The sequence below is a fragment of the Commensalibacter oyaizuii genome, assembly GCF_029953265.1.
GTDB lineage: Bacteria > Pseudomonadota > Alphaproteobacteria > Acetobacterales > Acetobacteraceae > Commensalibacter > Commensalibacter oyaizuii.
The window spans coordinates 965097-986332 of the sequence record NZ_JASBAO010000001.1 but is presented as its reverse complement, the minus strand read 5'-3'; the positions used below and the strand labels follow the sequence as shown (position 1 = coordinate 986332).

Annotated in this window: 22 protein-coding genes; 10 read left to right on the top strand and 12 right to left on the bottom strand. The window is 38.0% G+C overall.

The genetic code is table 11. The features are described from left to right. Nucleotides 1–3 precede the first annotated feature (3 nt). Genes QJV27_RS04355 through cysQ form a run of 3 tightly spaced genes read right to left on the bottom strand, consistent with a single transcriptional unit; the run spans nucleotide 4 to nucleotide 2317 of the window. Complete coding sequence (locus QJV27_RS04355; protein ID WP_281447752.1) at nucleotides 4–537, bottom strand: hypothetical protein; 534 nt, start codon at nucleotides 535–537, stop codon at nucleotides 4–6. 6 nt (nucleotides 538–543) lie between these two features. Then, nucleotides 544–1512, bottom strand: a complete 969-nt coding sequence (locus tag QJV27_RS04350) for an L-threonylcarbamoyladenylate synthase (protein WP_281447751.1) — start codon at nucleotides 1510–1512, stop codon at nucleotides 544–546. 4 nt (nucleotides 1513–1516) lie between these two features. After that, a complete protein-coding gene (gene cysQ / locus QJV27_RS04345; RefSeq protein ID WP_281447750.1) occupies nucleotides 1517–2317 on the bottom strand; it encodes a 3'(2'),5'-bisphosphate nucleotidase CysQ in 801 nt (266 codons plus the stop codon). A gap of 270 nt (nucleotides 2318–2587) precedes the next feature. Here cysQ and QJV27_RS04340 point away from each other — a divergent pair, with 270 nt between their 5' ends. The 8 genes from QJV27_RS04340 (at nucleotide 2588) to QJV27_RS04305 (ending at nucleotide 11472) form a co-directional block, all read left to right on the top strand. Continuing rightward, on the top strand, nucleotides 2588–4066 hold the full coding sequence (locus QJV27_RS04340; protein WP_281447749.1) for a leucyl aminopeptidase: 1479 nt from the start codon (nucleotides 2588–2590) through the stop codon (nucleotides 4064–4066). Nucleotides 4067–4077: 11 nt separating this feature from the next. Continuing rightward, nucleotides 4078–4536 (top strand): DNA polymerase III subunit chi, encoded by a 459-nt coding sequence (locus tag QJV27_RS04335; protein WP_281447748.1) that lies wholly within the window; start codon nucleotides 4078–4080, stop codon nucleotides 4534–4536. 231 nt (nucleotides 4537–4767) lie between these two features. Next, entirely contained in the window at nucleotides 4768–6567 is a 1800-nt protein-coding gene (locus QJV27_RS04330; protein ID WP_281447747.1) for a hypothetical protein, read from the top strand. 4 nt (nucleotides 6568–6571) lie between these two features. Beyond that, entirely contained in the window at nucleotides 6572–7516 is a 945-nt protein-coding gene (locus QJV27_RS04325) for a hypothetical protein (protein ID WP_281447746.1), read from the top strand. A gap of 2 nt (nucleotides 7517–7518) precedes the next feature. Further along, nucleotides 7519–8052, top strand: a complete 534-nt coding sequence (locus QJV27_RS04320; RefSeq protein WP_281447745.1) for a hypothetical protein — start codon at nucleotides 7519–7521, stop codon at nucleotides 8050–8052. 2 nt (nucleotides 8053–8054) lie between these two features. Next, on the top strand, nucleotides 8055–9383 hold the full coding sequence (locus QJV27_RS04315; protein ID WP_281447744.1) for a hypothetical protein: 1329 nt from the start codon (nucleotides 8055–8057) through the stop codon (nucleotides 9381–9383). After that, nucleotides 9380–10918, top strand: coding sequence for an NADH-quinone oxidoreductase subunit D-related protein (locus QJV27_RS04310; protein WP_281447743.1), 1539 nt, complete (start codon nucleotides 9380–9382; stop codon nucleotides 10916–10918). The genes QJV27_RS04315 and QJV27_RS04310 overlap by 4 nt, the downstream gene beginning before the upstream one ends. An 11-nt stretch (nucleotides 10919–10929) precedes the next feature. Beyond that, a complete protein-coding gene (locus QJV27_RS04305) occupies nucleotides 10930–11472 on the top strand; it encodes an NADH-quinone oxidoreductase subunit B family protein (protein WP_281447742.1) in 543 nt (180 codons plus the stop codon). On the opposite strand, the gene QJV27_RS04300 is transcribed toward QJV27_RS04305, so the two are convergent. From QJV27_RS04300 to QJV27_RS04290, 3 genes are read right to left on the bottom strand one after another with little or no spacing between them, the layout of a single operon-like run. Further along, complete coding sequence (locus QJV27_RS04300) at nucleotides 11357–12265, bottom strand: CDP-alcohol phosphatidyltransferase family protein (protein WP_281447741.1); 909 nt, start codon at nucleotides 12263–12265, stop codon at nucleotides 11357–11359. The genes QJV27_RS04305 and QJV27_RS04300 overlap by 116 nt on opposite strands. Next, nucleotides 12249–12926 carry a phosphatidylserine decarboxylase gene (locus QJV27_RS04295; protein WP_281447740.1) on the bottom strand — a complete coding sequence of 226 codons (678 nt, stop codon included), beginning with the start codon at nucleotides 12924–12926 and terminating at the stop codon, nucleotides 12249–12251. Before QJV27_RS04295 ends, QJV27_RS04300 begins: the two co-directional genes overlap by 17 nt. Nucleotides 12927–12953: 27 nt before the next feature. Continuing rightward, on the bottom strand, nucleotides 12954–13703 hold the full coding sequence (locus tag QJV27_RS04290; RefSeq protein ID WP_281447739.1) for a hypothetical protein: 750 nt from the start codon (nucleotides 13701–13703) through the stop codon (nucleotides 12954–12956). 68 nt (nucleotides 13704–13771) lie between these two features. On the opposite strand from QJV27_RS04290, the gene gloB reads away from it, so the two are divergent. Further along, nucleotides 13772–14509, top strand: a complete 738-nt coding sequence (gene gloB / locus QJV27_RS04285; protein ID WP_281447738.1) for a hydroxyacylglutathione hydrolase — start codon at nucleotides 13772–13774, stop codon at nucleotides 14507–14509. Here gloB and QJV27_RS04280 read toward each other — a convergent pair. The 6 genes from QJV27_RS04280 to QJV27_RS04255 form a co-directional block, all read right to left on the bottom strand. Next, the gene (locus QJV27_RS04280; RefSeq protein ID WP_281447737.1) at nucleotides 14497–15399 is read right to left on the bottom strand and encodes a hypothetical protein; all 903 of its coding nucleotides are present in this window, start codon (nucleotides 15397–15399) and stop codon (nucleotides 14497–14499) included. The two genes, gloB and QJV27_RS04280, sit on opposite strands and share 13 nt — an antisense overlap. A 371-nt stretch (nucleotides 15400–15770) precedes the next feature. Beyond that, nucleotides 15771–16466 (bottom strand): lysophospholipid acyltransferase family protein, encoded by a 696-nt coding sequence (locus QJV27_RS04275; protein WP_281447736.1) that lies wholly within the window; start codon nucleotides 16464–16466, stop codon nucleotides 15771–15773. A gap of 16 nt (nucleotides 16467–16482) precedes the next feature. After that, on the bottom strand, nucleotides 16483–17103 hold the full coding sequence (locus QJV27_RS04270) for a YdcF family protein (RefSeq protein WP_281447735.1): 621 nt from the start codon (nucleotides 17101–17103) through the stop codon (nucleotides 16483–16485). 2 nt (nucleotides 17104–17105) lie between these two features. Then, complete coding sequence (locus tag QJV27_RS04265; RefSeq protein ID WP_281447734.1) at nucleotides 17106–18065, bottom strand: cell division protein FtsX; 960 nt, start codon at nucleotides 18063–18065, stop codon at nucleotides 17106–17108. Beyond that, complete coding sequence (locus tag QJV27_RS04260; RefSeq protein WP_281447733.1) at nucleotides 18055–18720, bottom strand: cell division ATP-binding protein FtsE; 666 nt, start codon at nucleotides 18718–18720, stop codon at nucleotides 18055–18057. The genes QJV27_RS04265 and QJV27_RS04260 overlap by 11 nt, the downstream gene beginning before the upstream one ends. Before the next feature lie 97 nt (nucleotides 18721–18817). Then, nucleotides 18818–19252, bottom strand: coding sequence for a hypothetical protein (locus QJV27_RS04255; RefSeq protein WP_281447732.1), 435 nt, complete (start codon nucleotides 19250–19252; stop codon nucleotides 18818–18820). Between the two features lie 289 nt (nucleotides 19253–19541). On the opposite strand from QJV27_RS04255, the gene QJV27_RS04250 reads away from it, so the two are divergent. Next, entirely contained in the window at nucleotides 19542–21107 is a 1566-nt protein-coding gene (locus QJV27_RS04250) for an ATP-binding response regulator (protein ID WP_281447731.1), read from the top strand. Nucleotides 21108–21236 lie beyond the last annotated feature (129 nt).

Here is a 21236-nt window from a genome sequence, read left to right as displayed (position 1 = left end):
CCATTATTGAAGATAAATTGTATTATCAGGAAGAGGCGGTTTTGCTGTCAAAGAATGCACAACGGCAGTCCCTGCAATACCACAAAATAAACCACATAAAAGAGAAACAATAATAACCGTTGCTTTAAATGGTGATTTTGCCTCAGAAGCATGTAGGGCAGATTGTATTTCAGCCCTAGATTCTTGGGTAAGTCGTAATTCAGAACGTAAAGATTCGTTATTACGTCTTAGACTTTTTATCGTTGCATCTAAACGATTAATACTGTGGGTTAGTTCAGTAATTCGCGAGCGTGCTTTTCTTAATTCAGCCGAATCATTTCCTGGGTTAGAGTAAAAATTTGTTGTATTATTTTTCGGCGGTGAATTAGCAATAGAGGTAAATAAATTCTTTAGAGCACCCCCTGTAACTGTATTTCTTTTTGCACGTTTTTTTATTGTTTCTAATGCATTCAAAGATTGCCCAGGTTGGTCTTCTAAAACCAAGGCAAGAATATCAGCAAGGACTTTCAGTTCTTTTGGATCTATTTTTTCGTTCATCTCGATTTATATTGATCGTGGTGCCGCAGCACGTTGAAGTCGGTCACAAATTGCTAATCCCAATCCTATTTGCGGTATAGGCATAACTGCAATCCCTTTTACCCCAATTCGTTGTCCTTCACTATCAAGAAAACGCAAACAAGCAAATAAATTTTGTGCAGCCTCCTCTAAGTTACCAGAAACGCTTAAATTACAATAGAGACCATGATGGGAAATAGGGGGACCAAAAGCTAATAAAGCTTCGTTAGGTAATAAATGTTGGCAATTTAACCTTACGGGTAAAGAAGGCGCATAATGTGAGCTGAGCTGCCCAGGGGCAATAATCTTTGTTTCAATAGGGGTATCTATGGTGATAGGCCCACAAATAGGGGTTAGTGCTTCGACTGGAATGCCGCCAGGACGCAATAGGGTAGGGATGGGTTGACTTAAATCTAAAATTGTACTCTCTACGCCAACATGGCAAGGCCCAGAATCAATAATCGCATCTATTTTTTTGTCCAACCCTTCTATAACATGTTGAGCAGTAGAGGGACTGATTTTTCCTGATGGATTGGCAGAGGGGGCAGCAATTGGTTTTTTGCTGTAGTGGATAAGACGTTGGGCTACGAAGGTGTTTGGAATCCTTACTGCCATTGTAGGTAAATTTGCAGTTGCAACAGGGCTGATAGGACAGGGTTGGTGTTGAGGCAATACCAATGTTAAAGGACCTGGCCAAAATTTTATAGCTAATTCATAGGCAAGCTCTGTTTTTTTAACAAATTGGAAAACGTGATCAATATCAGCAAAATGAACGATTAACGGATTGAAATTGGGCCGTCCTTTTGCCTGATAAATTTTTAGTACGGCCGTGGTATTGGTTGCATCTGCACCCAATCCGTAAACTGTTTCCGTACCGAATGCGACCACCCCACCTTGGGTAATAATTTGTGCTGCTTTTTGAATATCTGGGATAGAGTTGGAAAACAAAATGGTCATAGGTCTAGTCATTAAAATTATTCAAAAAGCTGTCAATCGTAGTCCCAGAACAAAAAAAAGCAGGATTACGCCAATTTTTTTTACCATATTGCAAAGGTTGGTTGTCAAATGTTCGTAAATATCCCCCAGCGGCCTCCAAAACCGCTTGGGGTGCGGCGGTATCCCATTCCATAATGGAATTGAAACGAAAATGTAAATCGGCTTTGCCCTCGGCTATTCGAATAATTTTGCTGGCCGATCCCATGGTATCAACAGAATGAATTGGAAAACCTTGCAGCACTTTTTTTAATTTGGGATCATTGGCATAATGGTGTGAGGTAATAATACGAAATCCGTCTTTAGGCAAAGTACTGACATGAATGGGGGTTTGACCTGTCGCATCAATGCGCCAAGCACCCTTACCCACGATGCCACAGAAAATCTCATCATAGGCGGGCAGGGCAACAACCCCTAAAACTGGTTTGTGGTTGCGAATAAGACCGATATTTATCGTAAAATTTTTGCTGCCTCTTATAAATCCTTTGGTACCGTCAAGTGGATCTATTAACCAAAATTCTGATTCAACTTGAGTTTTTATTCCTTCGGCCATTTCCTCTTCGGCGATGATGGGGATGGATGGTGCATATGCGCGTAACCCAGCTAAAATCAATGCTTCAGAAGCTTTGTCGGCTTGGGTAACAGGGCTAAGATCCGATTTCGTACAAACTTTAATACCTGTTGCGCGAACGTCGTTTATTAATCTTGCCGCTTGTTGGGCAAGATCTACGGCTAAGGACATTAAGTTTTGATCGGAGGCATGATGCATTGTAAAATTTGGCCTAAATATTTGCAATAAGCTTAAAGATAGTAATATTTATAACTAAAGCAAATTTTGTTTTTAACATTTCGAATTTTGTTTTTAAACTGTGTCTAAATTATAATTTTTATTCAAGATGTTCATGGTTGTTATCTCAAAGAGAACATTGGAGAAGAAAATAAATTTAGTAATATTGCGTATTCACAGGTTGGATATTTTAAAGAGTAGTACATAATAGAGCATATTTTATTATAAAATTAAGAATAAACAGAGGAAAAAATGATACCAACAGTACAGTTTGCAGGTTTAAAAAAGCCAGAAGGTGGAGATATTGTTCTTTTTACTTTCGAAGATGGTGAACAAGGGGATTCTGTGCGGGTAATGGATAAGGCACTGGACGGTGCGTTAACCCGTGCAATGAAAGTAGAGAATTTTACAGGAAAATTGGGCGAAATTTGTAAATTAGTTTCCCCTAATGATGTATACAGTCATGTTGTGTTGGTTGGTCTTGGTAAACAAGATCAGTTTTCAAAAGCGTACGCTCGTCAAGTTGGGGGGAATGCCGCTCAAAGTTTAAAAGGTAAGACCACTTCATTAGTAATGATGGCTGACTGGCAGTTCACAGAATATGCTGCATATATTGCACTGGGTGCGACTTTAAGTGTTTACGAATTTAACGTGTACTGTATGCAAAAAAACAAAAAAGAAGACCAAAAACAGTTGAGGGATATTTTGTTTTTAACCTCTGACTATGAAGCAGGTCAAAAAGATTGGGTGAGCTTATCCGCCGTTGTTAGTGGTGCTTATTTGACCAGAAATTTGGTTAATGAACCTGCAAATCGGTTAACCCCTCCAGAATTTGCAAAACGCATCAAAGAATTAGAGGCGTTGGGCGTCTCTGTTGAAATTTTAAACAAGGCTGAAATGGAAAAACTAGGCTTTGGCGCGTTATTAGGCGTGGCCCAAGGTAGTGATGCCGAACCGCAAACTGTCATTATGCAGTGGAAAGGTAATCCTGAAAATAAAGAGCCCCCATTAGCATTTTTAGGAAAAGGGGTAACCTTTGATTCTGGAGGGATTTCCATTAAGCCCGCAGGCGGTATGGAAGACATGAAAATGGACATGGCGGGGGCTGCTACGGTTGTTGGGTTAATGAAAACCTTGGCAACACGCAAAGCCAAAGCCAACATTATCGGCGTTGTTGGATTAGTTGAAAATATGTTGTCTGGCAATGCACAACGTCCAGGTGATATCGTTACCAGTGCCTCAGGTCAAACCATTGAAGTTTTGAACACGGATGCAGAGGGACGTTTAGTATTAGCAGATATCTTGTGGTATACTCAGGATCGTTTTAAACCTCGGTTTATGATCAATCTTGCAACGCTTACTGGGGCCATCGTTGTGGCTTTGGGATATGAATATGCAGGTCTATTTTCCAATAATGATGAATTATCTAAACGTTTATCAGATATTGGTAATAATGTTGGCGAAAAAGTCTGGCGCATGCCCATGGGCCCTGCTTATGACAAGGCTTTGGATGCACAATTTGCTGATATGAAAAATATTGGGGGTCGCGATGGTGGATCAATTACAGCGGCGCAATTTTTACAGCGCTTTGTCAATGACACCCCTTGGGTACATTTAGATATCGCTGGAACGGCTTATACTGGTAAGGGAACACACGGTGGGCCCAAAGGGGCAACCTCGTTTGGGGTTTGCTTATTAAATCAGTTGGTTCAAGAGCATTACGAAGGTTAAGGATTAATTTTATGGCCTCTGTTGGCTTTTATCACTTAACGAAAACAGATTTGCAACAGGCTTTACCGCTTTTATTAATTCGAACGATGCAGGCTAATGAGCGGGGCTTGGTTCTGTGCAAAGATGATCAACAAGTGCAAGGTTTAACAGAGGCTTTATGGCGTGTATCCCAACCGATATGGTTGCCCCATGGATGCCATACTTCTGACAATCAAGATGACTTTCCACAATGGCAACCCATTTGGTTGACCGTATTTGAAGAGAATCTGAATCAAGCAGCATTTTTATTTCTGGTTGGAGGACAATCCGAGGTCAATTTGACAGCGTTTAAACGTGTGTTTGATTTATTTGATGGTAATGATCCCGACGCTGTGCAACAAGCACGCCAACGATGGCGTTTATTAAAACAAAATGGCCACGATTTAACCTATTGGAAGCAGACCGATAAGGGATGGGGAAAAGGCGTATAACGGATTTATTTCGTACTTTGTAATGAATTATTTTCTTATAAAATCTATATATTTTTTTAAGATTTTAGGATAGTGAATAAAAACTATCTGTAGTTTTATTTCGATATAATAATGTAGTAAAGGGCTAAGACACTGTCGACGTTTATTGTATGGTCATTATTACTTTTAATTTTTGTCATGGCAATTGACGGGGTAATAATGGGAAGGAAAGGATCCGACAAAGGATCATCCTTGACCTATTTAATAAATGTTCCTTTAGTCGGATCAATATTGGGATGTGTGCTTACTTTTATTTTGTTAATTTTCCAACTGAAATCAGCCTCGGCCTTTATCCCCTTGCTAGGTTCTGTTTTTGGGGTTGAATTTTATCTAGATCCCTTAAATGCTTTTAGTCTTTTTTGTTTATTTCTATCAGGGGCATTATTCCTCTCTTTTAAAGCAGAGTTAAGTTTCTCCCAATACTTTGCATTCCCTTATATTTTAACGCAGTTATTACTATTATCCAGTAATTTATATTTTCTGGTTATCCTTTTATCCTTATTAATTATGATGATATATGGTGTTTTTTCAAAAAAGACATCTTCACCATTAATAGGTTTGGCTGGGTTATTTATTTCCGTCTTGCTATTTCCAAGTACAGTTAATCTTCAAAATAATTTTTCCTATTTATCGTTTGATGCTTTGCGTCAACTCAGTTTTTCGCCGTATATTTTATTTTTTATTGAAATTTGCAGCGTAACATTGTTGGGTTTTTTCCCGTTTGGGAAATGGCGACTGATGATTGCAAAAAGCAGCCAAGGCACATTGTTATACAGTTTTTTTCATATAGTATTGTCGATTGCAGGGATCTATTTATTGCTGCGTTTTTGGTTGGATTTAGGCAGAAACAGTGATCGGGTTGTATTATCTACTTTCTTAGAACTCATTGGTTTGATTGGGGCAATTGCTGCAGGATGGAACAGTTTGGTTGTAAAGACCGTTTACGAGCGAATTAATTGTCTATTTATTCTTAGTAATGGGATTTTGGTTCAAACCATAGGTATCCTTTCAGCATTTACAATTAATGTAAATCCCCCATGGATTATTTTTGCCAATGACATTTTGTATTTTGGTTTTTTCATTCAATTTATCGGATTTTCATTGGCATTTATATTGGTGGCAAGAGTGTGCCTTGACCAACAATCAAGAGGTATAGGTCTGGCTTTCTCTCCCTATATTTTGATTTCTTTATTGTTTTTAAGTTTTATCATATCTGGTTTTCCTCCATTTGCAGGTTTTTCCCTTCTTTGGGGTAATTTGCAGTTATTATTGGCTTTACCGTTAGGTAATCAGTTCATTGGCACATTAATCACAACCCTAGCTATAGGCTTGAACGCAGGCGTATTTATTTTGTCGATATTAGGATGGATGCGATTGATTTTAACTGGTGGTATTCCTGCTCTACAAAATGCTGTTATAACTTTTCCTGATTATTTTTCCCGTCGTAATTTTGATTCTGTTAAGGGTTGGTTGCTGCTTTTATTATTGTTTTCACTGGTCCCTGGCTTGATTTTAAGTATGGCGCGTATGATTTCAACGCAAGTTATGGGATTAACTGATTATTCACATGCTTTTCTTACTTTCAGTAATGTCGTTAATCATGTGACCTTTACACCCTGGGAGGTCATCTTACTATTTATTGGTATTGTAATGGTCATTGGCTGGATAGCGAAGCGCGAGCATAAAAAGAATTCAAATTTACCCATTAGTTCTTTTAAAGGGGCAACCTATTCGCCACGTATAAAAAATATTGATGAAACTTCTTTTGGATTTGGCCAAGCTAGCTTTCAATTTATGCTAGAAAGCCGCTTTCCTTTTGTTCATCCCGCTATTACCAGCGCACGTTATTTAGGAATACAATGGATTTATTTCCAGCGTAGGTATTTTAGGTTTACGAACAAAGTAAATATAGTGATTTGGCAGTATCAGGACCAATTAATATTGGTAATGGTTGGATTGGGATTATTATCAATTAGTTTGATCGCACGGTAAAATCATGGGGTTTTGGTTAATTGTATTGGTTGCAACGATTTTTCACTTAGCAATTATTTTATTAATTGCCCCTTGGATTATGGGGGTTGAAAAATGGATGGAATCAAAAATTCAAGGCTTGCCAACAGTACCATTTTGGTTTTACTGGGGTGAAATTTATTCAGTAAATATAAAAAAATTATCAGGTTTTTTGACAAGCAGTTATTCATATACCTCTTTATTACCTTTTATTGCATTGGGATCGGTAATTATTGCCGCTTTGTTGGTGCCCAGCTTTACAGCGGGGATGATTACTGCATCAATATCTGATTTTTTGCTTGTTACTTGTTTATTAATGATTATTCCCATATCCTTTTTTTTAATTGCTTTGCGATATCCATCCTTAAAAAGTTTGAAATTATTACAACGTAACTTAATAGATATGTTGTTCTTTTTGCCTGTGTTATTATTTATATTAACCATTTTACGCTTCAGTACAGGCAGTACTTTATTAAATGAAGTTGTTGTTTTTTTCCATCAACCCGGCGACTTTCAAATTATGGCTTTTTGCCCATTACTTATTGGGGCAAGTTCCCTATTTTTTTTGATATGGGACATGCCAAATTTCCCAAGCAGAGAAGGAATGGATGGTTTTGGTGGTGCAGATCGTGGATTGTTATTATATGTTAATGATGTGCAATTCTTGGTGTGGCTATCGCTTATCGCTTTTTGTCTGTGGCCACAAAGTATAGCCATTTTGGATGATAATCCTCATAATTTAATGGTTTGGTTGAAGGCTGTGCCTTTTGCTTTGATGGCATGGTTAACCAAAATTATATTCGAATGTTTTGTCTTGGCGATGATGCGCAGTTTATTGTTAGTATCTAATGGTATTTATCGTGTGGGGATCGCTGTAGTACTAAGTTTTTTGGCGATTATTGTGTATTTCGCGGGATTGAGTGGAGAGTAAAGATGTGGCTTTCCTTGTTTATGAGTATCTTGTTACTAGCAACAATTGGTGGGGTATCACATCCTTCTGTTCAGGTTATCTTTCATGCGTTTTTAACAGTATTTTGTCTGTGGGCGGGGTACGCCACTGCCCTAGATCCTGTGATAACATTGTGGTGCATGGGTCTGTCATGTGTTTCAGGGATCAGTTTGACCATTATTTTGAGATGGCAATCCTTTTATCGCTCGTTTGTTGAGTTATTTTTGGCCCTAGTATTTATCATTTTGGCTGTATCTTTAATTGTTTATATTTTACCGCCATCCCTTCCCAGGCTGGAATATGGCATTGTGTTTTCAATTATTCTTGTAGGAATGGTGTATAGCATCTTAAGTAAAACGATCGGAGGGCAAATTGTAGGTATAGCCTGTGCATTGAATGCCTTATCTTTGGTGGTGGGATTAAACGGCCAATTTTTTGCCTTTATTACGCTTATGGTGTTTTATGGGGTATTTTTACTTATGTCTTTTATTATTGTTCATAGAATAGGGCGGTTTTAATTGTGCAAACATCCAATGATTTGGCAAAAATACTTTATTGGGCTTGTGTGATTTGGCCATTTGTTGGGGTTATTGGAATCTTTGCCTGTGAGGGGGCCGCGGCGCGGGCAAGGTGCCATTTTATTGTATCTGGTATCTTAGTCATTTTAACAGGACTTTCAGCCTGTATGGCTGACAATTTCTTTCTATCTGTGGTGTGGAGCAGCGATGGTTTAACCCGTTTTTTACGGTTGATTATTGCAGTGGGGGCGGGGGTATCGACCCTGTTATTAACATTTTGGTCACCACGCAGTCTGTTTTTTGATAAATCAGAAAAACGGCACTTATGGACGTTGTTATTATTTCATATTATTACCGCCACAGCAATTTTGGCTGTAGGGGTTAATAATCTTTTTATTGCACTCCTCTTTATTGTGGTTTTAGCTGCTTTATTGATGATGGGATGTATTTTAAATCAAGGAGGAAGCAGTTTAAAAGCAGGGTGGGCGGTTTTTCGATATATATTGTTATTAATTATTATGGCGTTGATAGGAGCTTTTTTACTGGCAGCTGTTCCTGTGGACAATGCACCTTTTCTAGCACAGTTGAGTAGTGTCGTTTTAAGTCTTGGTGTGGTGTTAGCAGCAGGGTTGTTTCCAATGTCTATTTCTTTTCTAAGATTAAATGTTGAAATGCCAATTACACTGGGGGGGATCGGTTCATTTATTTTATCGATACCTGTAATTGCAACGTTGTTAAGATTACATCAGATCCCCAGTTATGACCCTTCTGAACCTTTGTTAATGGCTTTAGTGATTATTAGTTTATGTTTTATTTTGTTAAATGAGCAAAATCGTGAACGGTCTTCTCTTTACTTAAGTGCTAACTTATTGATTACTTTGGCTATTTGTGGCGGTATTTTTGCTAATCACCCCGAAGGTGTTTATATATCTTGTTTATTTATGATGGCACTGGTGATTTTTGCCCCACTTGGATATATGGTCAGTAAAAAAGAAACAAATAATTTGTCTTCATTTGAAAGCTGGATCATGTTGGGATTATCGGGGTTTCCCCCGATTGGAATATTTTGGGCTTGTTCCTTATTAATGTCATATTTAATGATCTGGATGCCTTGGGTTGGAATCGGTGTTTTATGTCTATTGCTGATTAGGGGATACGTTTTATTTCAAAGAGGAGGTGTATTTTTCTTCCCTAAATTTCCATTAACGAAAGAGGCAAAAGTCATTATTGGTCTACTGATATTACAGACAGTATTACTGCCTATTTTTACATCCAAGTGGCTACATATGATTGCAATTGAATTTGTAAAACTTCATGGAGGTTCACCTTGACCTCTTTATCTCAGGCTCCAGTGACGCACACGAAAGCGACTGATTTAATTAAAAAACATCAGCGTGAGAGCAAGTTTTTCTTTCGGGTCGAGGAACCAGAATGGCGGGAAATTATTTCAAAATTATTGCATGATCGTCTGGTCTTTTTGGCAATGTGGTGTGATCAGATGGATTTAAATGTTTTATTTTTGGAAAATGGTTTTCGTCCCTTAGGTGTAAAAGTTGCGTTGTCTGTTGATCGATATTGGGCTGTGTCATCTGTCAGGCCCGCAGCTATTATCTATGAGCGTATGATTTGGGATTTATGGGGTAAAGAAGCTATGAACGCCATAATGGAGCTGCGCCCTTGGCTGGATCGAGGAATGTGGAAAAATACGTGGCCATTATCTGACAAACCTGGGCCTGTTGCCAGTTCGATTGAACCCTATGACTATAATATTCCTGGTGATTTAGAACAAAAAGGAGGGGAGGTTTCTATTATTGATCCCTCTTCTTGTAATGGTATATCTCCGTCATTATGGCATTTTTCTGTAATGGGGGAACAAATTATGAAGGCAAATGCCTTGTATGGTTATACCCACCGCGGGATTTTATCTAATTTATATGGCAAGAATGTTTTACAGGTACAACCTCTAATCAGTCGAATTAATGCTGTCGATAGTATTGCCCATCAAATTGCATTCTCTCACGCGATAGAGGATGTGGCACAATTTATTCCCAGTACGTATGTTTTACGTCAACGTGTTATTTTATCTGAAATATCCAAAGTTATTGCCCATTTATTATATTTATCTCATTTATTTAGGGGGTTAGGTATTGGTATTATTGCAACCCGTTGTGAATTAGCGCGCGAGCTTTTAATGCGTTGGTGCGCGCATTATTATGGTCATCGCTGGTTGATGGATTGTGTTTTCCCTGGCACAGTGCGTCCCTCAACTCTCAATGGTGAAGAAGATAAGGAAACATTACCAAATAAGGTTAAATATCTTTACTGTGAGGCTAAGAAATTAAGCCAAGGTTTCCCAGGGTTAATTGATAGCTTGCAATCGGTTGGTGTGTTAAGTGTTGAGCAAGCCATTCGTTTTAATATTGGGGGTATAATCGGCCGGGCATCGGGAAGGGATATTGATATCCGTCGTTATATGCCTGAATACCGTTTGGAATGGCTATCCCCGCGTACTTTTACAACTGGGGATGTTTTAGCGCGCATGCAATTGCGATTTCAAGAAATTGACAATGCGTTTGAAATTATTGAAACCATTTTGCAAGATGTCGAGGATGAAGATTCAAGCCAACCCAATAAAATCATTGTTGAAACATTATACGGAGAGGGGATTGGTGTTTGCGAAGGGGTTCAAGGCGATTTATGGTATTATGTAAAGGTCGAAGCTGGGAAAATTAAGGATATTTTTATTCGTGATCCTGCGGCTAATCAAGCCTATGTTTTACGAGATCTGTTACAAAACGAGACATGGGAAAACCAATCAATAATCAGATCTTCATTTGGTATTTTATCAACTGGGGTTGATTTATAAAAGGACTTTAAATGGCTATTTTACGTGCATTGGTTGATTCTGTTTTTGGAAAAATAAAGCCTCTTGATAAAACCATTGGAAGTAACAATCAGATCTTACATCTATTTCCTGTGCCTTGTGGTGATTGCAATGGATGTATTTTAGAGCTGTTGGCATTAAGGGGAGGGGCATTTGATATCACTGCCAGTGGCATTGCATTTGTTGATCACCCTGCAATTGCAAACATAATGTTAATTAGTGGTGTTTTAACCCGTGCAATGATTCCGTATTTAGAGAAAAATTGGGCTTTGATGCCAGAACCCAAGGCGATTGTAACCATTGGGTTTTGTGCAATTGATAAAGGGGTTTTCGAAGAAAACTATGCCGTTTTAAAAGAAACTACAGGGGGAGATGACTGTATTTTACAAATTGAAGGCTGTCCCCCGGCCCCCCAGCAAATCATGGAGGGGTTGTTAAAGTTGCTTGGTCTTCCTCATCCTGATCATCAGCCTCGTCAGCCTCCTTCTCAAGTGCAGCAGCATCAGCCTTCAGTTGGCGAAAGCTGCGATAGCTAAAGGGAATAGAGCAAAGATATAAAAGACCACTAAAAGCAAGAGTTCCCCACGGATCAGCAACCAGAACTGTTGCATAAATTGCAGTGCCTAAAAACAAAGGTAACAAGTATGCAGCGGGGATCTTAAAGTTTTTAAACGACCATATGGGAACAGTTGAAATTAACAAAAACGAAACAACAACCAAGGTAATCATTGTCAAAATCTGAGAATTGGCAATATCGATTAAGAAATCCCATTGTAATTTTTCAGCTTCTAATCCTAAAAATATCGGAAATAAAACCATCCCAGCCCCGGCAGGCGCAGGAACACCTGTAAAAAAGTTGCTGGCATATTTTGGTTTATCAATATCGTCTAAGGCTGCGTTAAACCGTGCCAATCTTAATGCCATACAAACTGTAAACATGGCACAAGGGACAAAGGCATATCCCCCCCCATCTTTTAAAGCCCACATGTAAAGAATGAAGCTTGGGGTAATTCCAAATGATAAGAAATCAGCCAAGCTGTCCAATTCTGCACCAAATCGGCTGGTGCCACGTAATAAACGGGCAATACGTCCATCCAATCCATCGAAACAGCCTGCAATCAATACAGCAATAGCAGCTTCAGCGAATTGTCCATGAATGGCGCTTCGAATACCAATCAATCCTGCGCATAATCCCAATAATGTTAAAAGGTTAGGAATAACACGGTTGAAAGATATACCTTTGACCCTTGGTCGTATTTTTTGACGCAATAACAATTTACGCCGAGCACGACGTAAGTTAGGACGGATATTATTAGAGTTTAGAGACAATAGTTTCCCCACCGATCATGGTTTGCCCAACCTGCACATTCGGTTGACATCCTTCTGGTAAATATAAATCAACCCGTGATCCAAAACGAATTAAACCATAAATATCGCCCATATTGTAATTATTTTCAACCACAGCGTTACAAACAATCCGTCTTGCGATTAATCCGGCAATTTGAACAACAATTAGTTTTTGCTGATTGGGCAAGGTCAGACAGATTGCATTGCGTTCATTATGTTCTGATGCTTTGTCTAAAGAGGCATTTAAGAATTTCCCTTCAATATAGCTACGTGCTGTCACTTTGCCCTTGGCGGGGATACGTTGTAAATGAACATTCAATACCGACAAGAAAATAGAAACGCGCCAAACTGGTTTTTCATCCATACCTAAATTGGCTGGTGGCATTACACAGTCAATTGAGGAAACCGTTCCATCAGCAGGGGAGACAATATTTTGATCATCAGTAGGAATAACCCGTTTGGGATTACGAAAGAAATACCAACAAAAGCCAAAAAATAGTACACTCAGCTTACCAATTAATCGGGTAATACGCCACGGAGACATACGCCCTAAAATTGCAATAAGGCCAGAACAAATCAAAAAAGGATGGCTTGCGGCATGGGGTTTACAGATACTTGAACGGATCGAGTGCAAAATAGACATTAAAATAACCTTACAGATAATAATCCTCTAGGAGGAATGCTTACGGTTCCAACTAGATTTTGATAATTCACTTTGTAGTATATATTTTTTTTTCAAAGGTGCCACTGTAATTGGCGCACAAAGATTTTTTTCGATTTCAATCAAATGATATCCACCCAAAAAAGGAACAAAAAATAATCCTAAGAACTCGAGTATTCTATTTGAACGTAAGGACATATTATTCATCAGTTTAGGGGGGAAGTACAAAACCCGTTCGTAATGACTGATACGGAAAAGATGTTGGGTTAAAATACGATTAAGTTTTTGCATTAGAAATGTATTGCGATATCGTAAAGAAAGGTTATCGATCAATGACCACCATCCAAGTTTGTTGGGTAGCAGCATAATGATTTTGCCGCTATCATCCAGTGTTTTCCAACATGAACGCAGCAGTTGTTCAAATTGATCTTTGGTGATGAAATCATCGTAAATATATACAATACGATCAAAGCTGCACTCTTGGAACGGAAATGATTCGATTAAAAAACAACAAGCCTGTTGTTTTGATATAGACATAGCATTGTATAAAATCGGGTTATTTGTGTTCAATTGCCCGTGAATGTGATAAGAAGGATACCAAATTGTTTCTGGCGTTAAGGTTGTTGTTTGCCCCAAAGTCAGTAAAGATAAACCATACAAATTAGGCCATATTTGCGCCAGTTTATATTGAATGTAGGTTGCAATTCCGTGTTTTGCATCGGACGATTGTGGTAAAATAGAGTTGAAATCGTAAGTCATTGCAACCTTTGTCCTAGTTGAGCGGTTTAGAGTATAAAAAAGGATAATGGTATAAATAAGGAGGATTGATGTCTGTTGTTATTGAACCTGTTGCGTTTTTTGATACAAATTATGCTTGGCTGTTATATGATAATCATACGAAAAATGCAGTTGTCGTAGATCCTGGTGATGCAGCTCCTGTTTTAAAAACTATAAAGGGTAAAGGTCTTTTACTACAAACTATTCTTATCACACATTTTCATTCTGACCATATTGGGGGTATTGAAGAATTAAAAAAAATTTTTCAATGTAAAGTCATAGCCCCTTTAAAAGAAGAAGGTAAAATTCCCGCTGTTGATCAAGCAGTTCGTGATCATGATACTGTTTCGTTAGAGGTCTTGGGAGTAGGGGATGCGCAGGTTATAGAAACACCAGGTCATACTTTGGGATCAATTTGTTATTATATTCCAGCGATAAAATCTGTTTTTACAGGCGATACATTATTTAGTATGGGATGTGGACGTTTGTTCGAAGGAACAGCAGAACAAATGTATCATAGTTTTGAGCGACTTAAGGTTTTGCCAGATGATACTTTGATTTATTGTGCTCACGAATATACTCAAGATAATGCCCGCTTTGCGGCATCATTGTTTCCAGATAACAGGATTTTACAAAAACGGATCGAACAAGTACAGGCTTTGCGCAAAAGTGATGATCCAACGTTACCCGTATTGCTTTCAGAAGAAAAACAGACAAACCCATTTTTAATTGCAAAAACAGCAACCGAATTTGCCAAATACCGCAATATCAAAGATCATTTTGCATAACGTTTCAATATCGTATCCATATTTTGGAATAATGAGGATTCAAGCGGGATGGTGCCTAGATAAATAGTCCCATCCCGTATTGGTATTGAAATGTATAATTGTGAGGGAACCGGAATTTGCGATAGTTCCCTTTTCAAATTAAAACAACAATTTATTTTTGATATCTCGTTATAAAGAGTCTTTGGGATATTTTGCAGATTTGTATTTAATTCACCAGTAGGACGAAGATTTGGAAAGGGAAAAGAAACTTTTCCCATTGTTGTTACTATCGTTTCTTTCCACGTGAACTTAAGCTTTTGAATAAGTAATTTGTATAAAAGCTGGTTGGATTGCACAATATTTATTGCATCATGTTGTTTGCCTGTAAGGGCAAACTGTCCCTCAATATTGTTAAGATACTGAGGGGTAAGAGAGTTAAAGATAATTAAAGTTTGTTGAATATCAAACTGCGTAAAAAATAGGCTTTTATTGTAATCTGCTTTTAAATTCCAATGAAATTGTCCTTGAATATTTTTCAATTCTATAAGCTGAGGAGTGAAAGAAACATTTTTTGCGTTATTATAAAATGATTGAGGGCATGAAAAAAAGAGTGTGCTTTCTTGAATGTGGAAGAAAAGGGGTATTTGTAATTGCCAAGGATAACCGTGTATTTGAAAGCACTTGTTTGTAAAAGGTGGACAAAAAATTTGTTCCCCGTCCACGGTTATTGAAATGCTTAAAGGATGGCGCAAACTATAAAATAAAGTTACTTTCCTGGCTTGCCAAATAATTTTTGGATGGTTTTGCTCGTCAATAGTTTGGATAATGGGGGATATAACTGTTTTACTTGGGAAAACAGACCAATGATCTTGGCCCTTGCCTTGAAACTGCAAACTTATACGAGATTGCATCAAAGGAGTATTAATGAATTGGCCCATGATATGATTGAGGTAATGGTATACACCCAAGTATAATCCCACAAAACATAATAACCCGATACAGCACTTCACTTTTCTTGATAAAGAACGATCTTGTTTGAATAAGCGTCTGGAGCGATATCGCATACATGACCAACTTTGGTATTTATATTAAAATAGAATGGGTGAAAAAATCCACAAGCTTAATTTTTTTTATTTTCCCTAAAATTAGGTAATTTTTCTTGTTTACTTTTCGAATTAAGTTAGGTGAAACAAGCCTTGTATCGATTCTATTGAAAAGCTGATAGAATCGATATCGTTATATTACCTACAAAAAATCCACCAAGTTATCCACAGGGTATTAACTACGATTCCGTGCTACTCCAACTGCGTTCGATAGCTTCCAGCGTTGCTTTACGGTTACTGGTATCTTGAATAGGGGGATGAATGGTTATGTGGATAATTCCAGGGCGTTTTAGAAAAGCATTTCGTGGCCAATACAAACCAGAGTCAATACTTACTGGCACAATTTTCAGATTTAATTGATTTGCGATGGCTATTGCACCAGCATGAAGTTTGGTTTTTTCGCCAATGTTGGTGCGGGTTCCTTCGGGAAAAATAATGATTTGTCTAAGATCATTAACCGCTTTTTGACATTCTTGTATTAACGTCTTTAAAGCCTTAATCCCTCCTTGTCGATCGAGGGGGATCATTCCTGATAAGAGCAACATGGGACCAACAAGGGGAATGCGTGTTAGCTCTTGCTTCATGATATAAGCTGGTCGTGGTAAAAGATTCATCCATACTAAGGTATCAAAAGCCGATTGATGTTGGGATGCAATTAAGAAAGAAGTATCTTGAGGAAGATTCTCTTGTCCTATAATTTTTGTGGAGATATGACAGATTTTTTTTAATCCAAGTAAGGATAATTTTGTCCATAACTGTGCATAGGAAAGGGCATATTTTTTCGCACAAAACCGAATGAAAAAAGCAATGATCCCCATAACCATCGTTAATAGAAAAAAATAAAGAGCAAATAGGAAAGAGCGAATAAAAATCATAGTATTAAGCTTTGGTTTACAGTGTGTTTTGAAGCAAATTCTCTTTGGATTTAGTTGTATGAATTAATCCAGTATAAGCAGCTAGTAATTTGTTATACTCTAAAAACAATAATCGAAACGAGTGTAAATGCGAAAAAAAATCTTGGTTATCAGAACGGGCAACATAAGGGAACAACTGCACATCATACAATAAATCCTGCATTTCAAGTAGTGCACGTCGAATATGATAACTAGAGGTTACAATAATTAAGGAATTAATTTTATAGTGATGGGCCCAAGCCGCAGTTTCGATTGCATTTCCCATCGTAGAGGTAGCACTATACCCCAAAGTGATGCGTTCTTGATCGCTAGCTGGGATTTTATAAGATAAAATATGTTCTAAGTCTTTTAAAGTTGTTGTTTTCTGAACACCGGAAATTAACAAATATTTTCCATGATGGGATTGTAACAGCTTAATTGCAGTATCAATTCTGCGCGCCCCCCCTGTTAAGACGACGATTCCTTCGGCCGTGGGAATTGGGGGTGTATAAACAAGTGTATCAACAATAAATAGTAAAAATCCACCCAGCCAAAGCCCTAAGACAATTAAAACACCCCAAAATAGTGATTGCTTTGAACGATGATAGAATTTGGTCATGGTTAAGTTAAATGTCTGAGCCAAAAATATACAATGAAAGTGGTTGTAATCCAGCCAATCACGTAATTACATATAGGCAGCAGGATAAAAAGAACAAGCAATTGTAGGGGCATTGCTGTTAAAAAATATAACCATCCCGCATTTGCCAATGCTTGCCAATTGGGATCACTGCTAAAAGGTAAGCTAAGATAGGTTAGAAATAAAAGCAGTGGAATTGAGAAAAAACTCCCGATCCCCCCACCAATGCAGGCCAAACGTGCACTTCTTTTGGCAAAACGAAAGGCAATATATCCATCAGAAGCCCCTAAATTATGCAAGATTTCAATGGTTTGCCGGCATTGCATTAATCCTGTGCGTGTTGATAATGCAATTACAGAAGCAGCAACAGAAATAACAATAAGTAATGAAATAAACGCACTGGTTTGCAAGCTATTTGCCAATGCATTCAAACGCTGATTCCAAAAGTTACTCTGCTCAATCATGATACCAGGGACGATTTCCTGCATAGCAGTCTTCAATTCTTTTGATAGGTGATTACTGTCATCATTAAGGTGCAGCTCGATAATTGCAGGAATAGGTAAAGCAAAAGATTGGATACTTTCGTGCAACCAGGGGGCAAGTAATGTGTCAATTTCCTGGTCTGTCAAACGATGAAAAGATGATAATTCTTTTGACGTGGAAAGCAATGCAATAATTGCTTGTATTTTGGTCTGTGTTACTGGTGTTTTATCTTTATTTTTAGAATCACTATTGGCAGGCGGATCATTGGGTTGAGGTATTTGCAAAATAATCGTGGATGCTGCTCCTGCACTCCACCGTGTTGCTAATTGTTGGCTGGCATAAGCACCGGCAATAGTAATGGCCGCCAAAAAGGTCATGGCTGCAACCAGTGGGATTAAAAACTGTCCAGGCAGGGCACGATGTAGCTTTAAACCGTCAGATGTTTTGTATTTAAACAGCATCACTTGTCCATAATTGTCTGTTTTCCAATTTTAAGCGTGGGGCTGGGAATTGTCGAATCAGGCTGTCATTATGGGTTGCCATAATAATGGTGCATCCTAAATCATTCAGATCATAAAACAAATCCATTAATCGCTTAACTTGGTGTTCATCTAATGCATTGGTCGGTTCATCAGCAAGTAATAAATCAGGTCGATGAATAACCGCACGTGCAATTGCAACCCGTTGTTGTTCGCCTCCAGAGAGAGTTTTGGGATAAATATGTTGCTTATGTTCCAAACCCATCCAGCCTAAAATACGGTTTGTCCATCTTTGCACTGTATCTTCATCGGTATTTTGTAACCTTAAGGGCAGAGCAATATTGTCAAAAACGGTCAGGTTGGGGATTAATTTAAAATCTTGGTAAACGATACCTATGCGTTGTTTCAATCGGCACAGGGTTGATCGGCGTGCCTGATTGGTGGGGGTGTCCAATACGGTCAGTAGCCCTGTGCTGGGCTGCTTTTCTAGATGCAGCATACGTAAAAAAGTGGATTTTCCAACGCCAGATGGGCCAGTAAGCCAGCAAAAACTGCCTTGAGGAATGTACAGATCTACATTATCCAAGAGGGAAACATCATTTTTATAGTTTAAACTGACACCATCAAGTTGAATCATTCGAACACGCGTTACGGAACCTTTGGTAATGTAGAAAGATTAATTTTAGTAGGCTTTAAATAACTTTCCTAGAAAAATTATTATATCTTGATAATGATTATATTCTTCTTCCTAAGAAAGCAGTAATAGTTGCACAGAGCGCTGTTAAGGCCAGCAGTAAAAAACCATCAAAAATCAAAGACGAGGCTGATATAGTGTGGCCAGCAACAGTAAGAGATGTGGGGATCAATTCTGTTCCTCGTCCCACCATGTCACGGATTTGTGGGTCTGCAGAATCTACCATGTGGGTTGCTGTTTGAACTAGGTTTGGAATAATTTTCCATATGATGCCCATAATTAGCAGTATAGGAGCAAATATTTCTGCAACTTGTTGAAGAAAATAGAAAACAAAATGAAAAACTGCCCATATAATGGTTAATATCATTTTAGGAAAAGGTGTATTACGTTTAAAAGACGTGTTTGACATAGAATGTTCGACTGATGAAGAGTGTAAGCGGTCGTTTGCTCGGCCAGGTTCTGTTGGTATATTCACGAAGTAGTCCTCAAATAGATAACGAATTTGGATTGATTATCTTAATCTTGGACTTAATATGCAAGACTTTAAAAAGCAATGTGTTTTTTGTTACAATCAGACAAATATTGTAATAAAAAAAGTGAAATACGAGTAACAATGGTTTGAAAAATTGTAAATTTATCCATGTTTTTATAAATAAATCATAATTTAAATTTCAACTTTTTTGAATAATCATTTTATTCATTATTAAATTAAGATAAAAGCATTCTAATGTGAAAAATAATCATGCAGAAATAGGAGGGCGGGTATGAACACGCTTCCAGCCATTTTGGTGGTGGATGATGACCCGAATATTTTAAAGACCTTAAAAGAAATTTTGAAGCAGCATTTTGATGTGCATGTGACAGAATCCCCTTATTGTGCGTTAGATATGATTAAAAGAGGTGTTCATTTCTCTGCTATTTTATATAATTATTGCATGCCTTCCATGTTTGGAAATGTTTTTTTTGCGCGCGTGCGTAATATTACCGTTGCGACGCGTATCTTGTTGGCAGAAAAAAATAGAACGGATGTACTGATTTCAGCATTAAATCAGGGTGGGATTTCTTTCTTTATTCCAAAACCATTGGATCCTTTTTTAGTAAAGGAAATTGTTCAACGCGCCGTGGAACGATCACAGTATCGTCGTCAATTACGTCATGAAAAATTGCTGCTAACAGGCCTTTTAGAGCATCTGCCTTATGGTTTGGCTTTTAAGGATGAGCAGGGTAAATTTACCCGTATGAATGACCTTGCCGCAGCGCGCAGAGGGTTGACTGTAGAAGAGTGCTTGGGAAAAACAGAGGAAGAGATAGAGCCCTCCTTCAAAGCCCATGAATTAGAAGAATTTAATAACCGTCTTCAAAAAGAGGAGCGTTTTGTTGCAACTTTAGAAGTGCCTTCCCAGCACATGTATGATTCTTCTAAATGGTTTGTTATTACTCGTCTATTACTGGGCAGGGCAAAGGGTGAAATTGCGCGTCCTTCAGTGATTATGGAGTTGGATATTACAGACCAAAAGAAATTAGAATCACAATTACAACAGGCAGAAAAGCTGCAAGCTTTGGGAACAATGGCTGGTAGTATTGCCCATGATTTTAATAATTTATTGACCACAATTATCGGGTCGCTTGAATTATCTGAAGATTTTTTAGATCAGAGTAATATTGGCGATCGCCAAATCCAATCTTTGCAAAAATTATTAGCAAATGCTTTAAATGCAGCTCAAAAGGGATCTACTCTGACTGAGCGATTATTAAGTTTTAGTCGCCGAAAAAAATTATCACTGCAAAAAGTCGATATCTTTCAACTAATCGAAGATAATTACGAGCTTTTGCTGCAAACCTTATCTATGCGTCATTCTTCACGTTCTAAGGAGTTAGGACAGTCAGAAAAAAAACATAAAGTGACGTTAAATGTTCAACGTTTATGTACGCAAACTATTATTGTTAAAACTGATCCTTCTCAATTGGAATTGGCTGTAATGAATTTATGTATTAACTCTGCAGATGCGATGCCAAATGGTGGAGCAATTACAATTATTTTGCGTAAAGAAGCCATTACCGATCCATCGGGGGAATATCATCACTTAGCTGTGGGGGATTACGCGGTTATAACCGTAAAAGATGAGGGAGAAGGTATGTCTGTTGAAACGATCGCACATATTTTCGAGCCATTTTTTACGACCAAAGCGGTAGGATGGGGGACGGGTTTGGGATTGGCAATGGTGTATGGTTTTGCCAAACAATCCGGCGGGGATGTCATTGTAAAAAGTCAAATAGGTCAAGGATCTGCAATTAGTATTTACCTGCCCATTATTGATAAAATTTTTTGATGTAGTGTCGTAAAAACGAAATGAAAATTATTAAATTTTGTTTATAATATTTATGTAAAACATAGTTACTAACCCAAGAGTAAAGATAAGTAATTAAATAGGTTCAATATTTTTCAATAAAGCCAGCTA

What these genes read in the sequence shown, in the direction of transcription:
- QJV27_RS04350 (WP_281447751.1), bottom strand. Translation starts at nt 1,512, where the DNA reads ATGACCATTTTGTTTTCCAACTCTATCCCAGATATTCAAAAAGCAGCA.
- QJV27_RS04325 (WP_281447746.1), top strand. Translation starts at nt 6,572, where the DNA reads ATGGGGTTTTGGTTAATTGTATTGGTTGCAACGATTTTTCACTTAGCA.
- QJV27_RS04295 (WP_281447740.1), bottom strand. Translation starts at nt 12,926, where the DNA reads ATGTCTATTTTGCACTCGATCCGTTCAAGTATCTGTAAACCCCATGCC.
- QJV27_RS04290 (WP_281447739.1), bottom strand. Translation starts at nt 13,703, where the DNA reads ATGACTTACGATTTCAACTCTATTTTACCACAATCGTCCGATGCAAAA.
- QJV27_RS04280 (WP_281447737.1), bottom strand. Translation starts at nt 15,399, where the DNA reads ATGCAATCTCGTATAAGTTTGCAGTTTCAAGGCAAGGGCCAAGATCAT.
- QJV27_RS04340 (WP_281447749.1), top strand. Translation starts at nt 2,588, where the DNA reads ATGATACCAACAGTACAGTTTGCAGGTTTAAAAAAGCCAGAAGGTGGA.
- QJV27_RS04305 (WP_281447742.1), top strand. Translation starts at nt 10,930, where the DNA reads ATGGCTATTTTACGTGCATTGGTTGATTCTGTTTTTGGAAAAATAAAG.
- QJV27_RS04335 (WP_281447748.1), top strand. Translation starts at nt 4,078, where the DNA reads ATGGCCTCTGTTGGCTTTTATCACTTAACGAAAACAGATTTGCAACAG.
- QJV27_RS04250 (WP_281447731.1), top strand. Translation starts at nt 19,542, where the DNA reads ATGAACACGCTTCCAGCCATTTTGGTGGTGGATGATGACCCGAATATT.
- QJV27_RS04355 (WP_281447752.1), bottom strand. Translation starts at nt 537, where the DNA reads ATGAACGAAAAAATAGATCCAAAAGAACTGAAAGTCCTTGCTGATATT.
- QJV27_RS04265 (WP_281447734.1), bottom strand. Translation starts at nt 18,065, where the DNA reads ATGCTGTTTAAATACAAAACATCTGACGGTTTAAAGCTACATCGTGCC.
- QJV27_RS04270 (WP_281447735.1), bottom strand. Translation starts at nt 17,103, where the DNA reads ATGACCAAATTCTATCATCGTTCAAAGCAATCACTATTTTGGGGTGTT.
- gloB (WP_281447738.1), top strand. Translation starts at nt 13,772, where the DNA reads ATGTCTGTTGTTATTGAACCTGTTGCGTTTTTTGATACAAATTATGCT.
- QJV27_RS04260 (WP_281447733.1), bottom strand. Translation starts at nt 18,720, where the DNA reads ATGATTCAACTTGATGGTGTCAGTTTAAACTATAAAAATGATGTTTCC.
- QJV27_RS04320 (WP_281447745.1), top strand. Translation starts at nt 7,519, where the DNA reads ATGTGGCTTTCCTTGTTTATGAGTATCTTGTTACTAGCAACAATTGGT.
- cysQ (WP_281447750.1), bottom strand. Translation starts at nt 2,317, where the DNA reads ATGCATCATGCCTCCGATCAAAACTTAATGTCCTTAGCCGTAGATCTT.
- QJV27_RS04275 (WP_281447736.1), bottom strand. Translation starts at nt 16,466, where the DNA reads ATGATTTTTATTCGCTCTTTCCTATTTGCTCTTTATTTTTTTCTATTA.